This is a genomic window from Pseudomonadota bacterium (assembly GCA_010028905.1).
Taxonomy (GTDB): domain Bacteria; phylum Vulcanimicrobiota; class Xenobia; order RGZZ01; family RGZZ01; genus RGZZ01.
This window is the reverse complement of sequence record RGZZ01000399.1, coordinates 1-4,652: the sequence shown is the minus strand read 5'-3', so window position 1 is coordinate 4,652 and position 4,652 is coordinate 1. Positions and strand designations below refer to the sequence as shown.

Here is a 4,652-nt window from a genome sequence, read left to right as displayed (position 1 = left end):
CTGGTCGAGCAGCGCCTGCCTCGCCTGCGCGAAGGGGTGTTCTGGGCGCAGCGCTGCAGAACGACGTGACCTGCGGTAGCACCGGCCGCGTTGGCCCGGTGTTCTGTGACAGCCAAGGCAGAAACGGGAAGCACAGGAAGGTACGCCTTTGGGGCGTTGATGCGGGTCTGCAAGGCGAGCCCTCGCCCGCACAGCTCAGATAGGAGACGACACCCATGTGCCGCTCTGCCCAGACCTTCTGCCGTCTTTCTCGTATCAAGCGATCGCTCTCGAGCGGGGTTTCTGCGTTGCTCTTGTTCGGGGCACTCCTCGCGGGATGCGGCAGTGGCACCTCGACAGGCTTGACGGGGTCAACGCCCTCGTCAGCCCAGTCGCTCGAGGGTGTTCCCGCGGCGGCTCGTGCCGCAGCCAAATCGCCGCCTTCCGCGGAGGTGCCATCGCAAGCGCCGGCCGTGGTCGCGGGTTCGATGGGGGTGCCGGCATCGTGGCGCATTCTCCCTCCGGGAACGATTCTCGCGCCCCGCGTGGGGGGACGCGATGTCAGCGCCATCGATCCGTTCACCGGCAGTCGCCGCGTGATCGTGAGTGCACTGTCTCCAACCTCGGTCGCCTACGGTGAAGACGGTTGCGTCTATGTCTCTGGAGCCACGCAGCAGCGCATCTCGCGCTTCGATCCGGCGACAGGCCTGGTTACGCCCGTCGCAGATCTCGCGTCTCACGGGGGTGCCCTCGACATGGCGTTCGAATCGGCCGAGGTGATCGTGGCGGCGTGTGGTGACGGGGCCATCGTCCGGGTCGACGTGCGCTCGGGTGCGGTTGCAACCGTAGCGACGCTCCCGTACTACCAGCCCTACGCTATCGCCTCGGCGCTGCTGCAGAATCGCATCTTCGCGGTGGGTGGTCGCGTCAATCAGGTCATTGCCGTCGATGCGCGTACCGGCGACGTGCTGCAGCTGCCGTACATTCCCGACCCGGGCGATGTCGACGTCGATGCTGAAGGCAATCTGCTCGTTGCAGACGTCTTTGACGGTTTTCTGTTCACGCTTGCGCCGGGTTCGACGACCCCCCAGATCATCAATCGCAACCTGTGGGCTGTGAACAGCATCGCGGCAGATACCGATGGAACCGTGGTGGGGCACGACCAGGTCACGCTCTCCCGCTTCTTCCCTGACGGCTCCGCGCGGCCCATCACAAGCGGCGCCTTTCTCGATCAGGCAGGTCGCATTGATCTCGTGCCCTCGGTGCTGCTGTCGGTCTCGTCCCTCACTGTGCAGCGGAGAGGAGGGAACCTCGGGCTCGAGGGAGCGTTTGCCGTTCGTGATGTCATCGATGTCCCCAGCACGCCGTTCATCGTTGGGGTGAGCGGGCTCACCTTTGAGGTGCCAGGTGGAGGGTTGCAGCCGCAGGGCCGTGATCGCTATGTCTACCTTGCCCAGACGCCCGCGGGAGGGCGCGTGCGTGTCGTGCTCACGGGGAAGGGGGATCGCCTGTACGGGCTCCAGCTCGATGCGAGCGGCGTCGATGGGGGGGCGGTCAACGATCCCGCACGCATATCGCTGCGGGTCGGCAAGCGCTTCGCACCGGTCTCGGTGGTGGTGCGGCCTCGCTTTCTCTGACGAGTACTGGCCTGATCTTCACAGAACGTGAAGAAGACTGATCAATGGGCCACGTTCGCATCGGCTTTCTGTGATTGATGCGACAGAATCGGGAGGAGAGCCGTCGTCACAGCGGCTCTCCCGTCCAGTAGGCCTTGTTGTCGGTGAGATGGCCCTTCTCGAGATAGCCGCTCATGAGGCGGAGCACCTCGTTGCCGTAGCCTTTCTGCCAGTCGGGAATCTTCCATGAGCTCACCCAGCCGGTGTTGTGGTCGGCCAGCGAGCCCAGCAGGAAGTCCTTGGGCGGATGTCCCGGGCCGATCTCTTCGTGCGCACGCGCGGTGCCTTCGGCCAGGCGCTTCATGCCCGCGTAGGTCGAGACGGCGGGATTCTTGAACTGGCTGATGTCAGGGGTGGGAAGGCCCAGCCGGTTCGGGATGCTGGCGTCGTAGCCTCCTCCGCGGAAGTTGGTGACCGCGGCCTGGAAAGGTCCCCATGACCGTGACGACCCATCTCCCGTCTCGAGGTCCATCTGCCAGCGGCTGTCCTTGGCCGACTCGCGCGACATGTCGGCGTACATGAACGCCAGCGCCTGGTTCTTGTTGAGACCCAGGCGGCCCTCATAGACCTGCTTGAACGGGGGGAACTGATCGTAGGTCTTCGAGACAAAGGCCTTCAGCTCGGCGGGGCTGGGATTCGAGCCCAGTGGGGGGAGGGCGCCGAGGTCGTTGCCGCCGGGGGTCGCCAGGCCTCTCGGCTGTAGCTCGGGCTCGTGCTGCGCAGAGAGCGCGTCTTCGCTCAGCTCGACGTGGTCGTCGAGGTGCGCGTGGTGTGACGGGGGCGCAGCATCTCTCGCGGGGTGAGCAGACGCGCGCGTGTCACGCGCGCCCTCCGATCTGCGGGGTCCCGCGGAGGGGGGGGCGCCGCTGTGCCGCGCGCTTGCAGGTCGATTCGACCAGAGCGTGAGGGAGGTGTGTCGATGTAACCGCTGTTAACTTTCTGGTCTGGTGCGGCGTTGATCCGGCAAGGAATCACGCGCAGATTTCAGTGTGGCTCAATGGGTTCGTTCGAGCAGGGCCTGCTGGACCGCGCGCAGGGCAAAGGCCACATCGTCATCGCGCAGGCGCGCATCGCTCAGCGCCTCGTGCAGCTGACCTGGCGTCAGGTCGATGACATCCGCGCGGCGCCGGCCTCGACAGGCGTCGAGAACGGCCCGAACGGTCTCCTCGAGCAGTGGAAGGGAAGAGGTCTCGGCCACGCCTCGTGCGATGCGGTCTTGATCGAGGGTGAGGTCGACACGCACCCACCGACCGCTCTCGGGCTCCTGCAGCTCGGTCTGGAGAAGCTCGTGTGTCACTTCGGATGCGCTCCGATGCCTGGAGTGGTGGCGTCGAGCTCGTTGAGGCGGGTGGCGAAGGCCGACTGGTAGGCAGACTGGTAGCCCGTGATCGCTTTCGTGAGGAGCGCGCTGTCGGCGCGCACCGCTTCGGCGGTCAACGACTCCAGGCCTTGGACGGCGCGCCAGCCGTTGGCCTGGGGAAGCACGGCGTCGAGGTTGGCCAGCGTCCAGGCGTCACGGCGCTGCTGGGGGGTTCCCTCGAGCGGAGCCTCACGCCATGGCTCGAAGCTCGACTTCGGGTCGAGGGAGAGATATCCGCCTTTGAACTGCGTCTTCAGCCCCTCAAGGGTCTGCCCAACCAGGCCTGCGGTGCGGTCGTGCTCGCGCGCCGCAACATCGGCCACGGCCGGCATCTCGGTGAGGAACGAGCGATAGCTGTAGTAGCTGCCACCCGGCTTGTTGCTCTGGGCGGAGAGGTAGGCCACCTCGGGCCCTTGCGTCGGGTAGAACCCGAGGAACTTGCCAGGGGTGGCAGAGCCATCGGGCGCTTTGACCAGGAAGGCGTCGGCCTTTGCGTAGTTCGCCAGACCGTCGGCGGCGATCATGTGCAACGCGGCGTCGAGCTCGGCGCGCGCCAGGGGGAACTGGCTCGTGTTCGGCGGGGTGTACCAGTCGAAGTGATGACCCACGCCTTCCGGAATCACTCCCTGGCTCAGGGCTTCGGCGCGATAGCTGGCGTTGATGCCGTCGAGCAACGCCTGCTCTGCGGCGCTGAACTTCACCCGATACGTGGGGTGTTCGGCGTCGGGTGGGTGCTGATCGGCATGGATGGGGTCGAGCAGCTTTTCGCTCAGGCTGGTGAGGGTTGACGCCTCTTCGTGGGTGACGGGGATCCCTTTTGCGTGCAGGGATTCATGCAGCTGCTCAGGGGTTGGCAGGCCCACCGCTGGATTCGAGCCTTTCACCAGGATGGTGTCGAGCATCACGCCGTTCAGCGCATCGAGGCGTGCGCGCCGCTCGCTCTCGTCGAGGCCGGCCGTCGCGGCCTTCAGTGAGGGGAGCGACTTCGCCGCCTCACCCACAGTGGTGAAGGCCATCCATGCGGGCGCCACGTGATGATCGAGGGCGCGTCGTCGCGCCATGGCCTGCAGTCTGTCGAGGGCGTCGCGATCGTGTGAAGGCGTGCTTTCACGGGCTTCGGCAAAGATGTCGTCGATTCGGTTGGCGGCGAACTTGTTGTGCAGCAAGAACGAGGGGCCCACCGGCTTCTTGTTCGGTGGGTCGTGCAGCATGGCCGCCACCACCCGGTTCCCCAGCTCTTGCGGGGAGAGGGCCGCTCCTCCCTGATTCAGCAGCTTTCCGATCTCGAGGGCGCCGTCGCCCACGTTCCAGACGTGGGTGGCATTGGCCGCGGCTTGCTCGTCGCGCAGGTTCGCAACCAGCACCTTATCGAGCAGTCGCATCTGCAGGCTGTCCGGGGCCAGCCCCAGTGAGGCGGTCTTGACGGTGAGGTCGGCGTAGGTGGCCAGCATGGGGCCCTTCACCTTGTCAGACGGGTCGACGCCCGCACTCAAGGCGAGTCGGGCTGCGACCTCGGCGCGCGGACCATCGAGTGAGAGCTGCGTTGCGAGCTGCGACACGAACGCGTTGGTGGCCTGCCCCGTGGGCGGCGTCTCCACGAGGTGGAGCAATGCAGGGCCAGCGGTGGGCGCGGGAGG

General features: G+C 66.2%; 4 protein-coding genes. 1 reads left to right on the top strand and 3 read right to left on the bottom strand.

Annotated elements, in window-relative coordinates:
* Positions 1–215 precede the first annotated feature (215 nt).
* The gene (locus tag EB084_19925) at positions 216–1,616 is read left to right on the top strand and encodes a hypothetical protein (GenBank protein NDD30534.1); all 1,401 of its coding nucleotides are present in this window, start codon (positions 216–218) and stop codon (positions 1,614–1,616) included.
* 106 nt (positions 1,617–1,722) lie between these two features.
* Here EB084_19925 and EB084_19920 read toward each other — a convergent pair whose 3' ends face one another.
* From EB084_19920 to EB084_19910, 3 genes are all read right to left on the bottom strand, one after another.
* Positions 1,723–2,175 (bottom strand): hypothetical protein, encoded by a 453-nt coding sequence (locus EB084_19920; GenBank protein ID NDD30533.1) that lies wholly within the window; start codon positions 2,173–2,175, stop codon positions 1,723–1,725.
* A 474-nt stretch (positions 2,176–2,649) separates the two neighbouring features.
* On the bottom strand, positions 2,650–2,952 hold the full coding sequence (locus EB084_19915; GenBank protein ID NDD30532.1) for a hypothetical protein: 303 nt from the start codon (positions 2,950–2,952) through the stop codon (positions 2,650–2,652).
* Entirely contained in the window at positions 2,949–4,625 is a 1,677-nt protein-coding gene (locus EB084_19910) for a hypothetical protein (protein ID NDD30531.1), read from the bottom strand. The genes EB084_19915 and EB084_19910 overlap by 4 nt, the downstream gene beginning before the upstream one ends.
* Positions 4,626–4,652: the final 27 nt, after the last annotated feature.

Bases quoted from the DNA above. Each gene is read 5' to 3' on its own strand.
- EB084_19925 (NDD30534.1), top strand. From the start codon at position 216: ATGTGCCGCTCTGCCCAGACCTTCTGCCGTCTTTCTCGTATCAAGCGA.
- EB084_19920 (NDD30533.1), bottom strand. From the start codon at position 2,175: ATGTACGCCGACATGTCGCGCGAGTCGGCCAAGGACAGCCGCTGGCAG.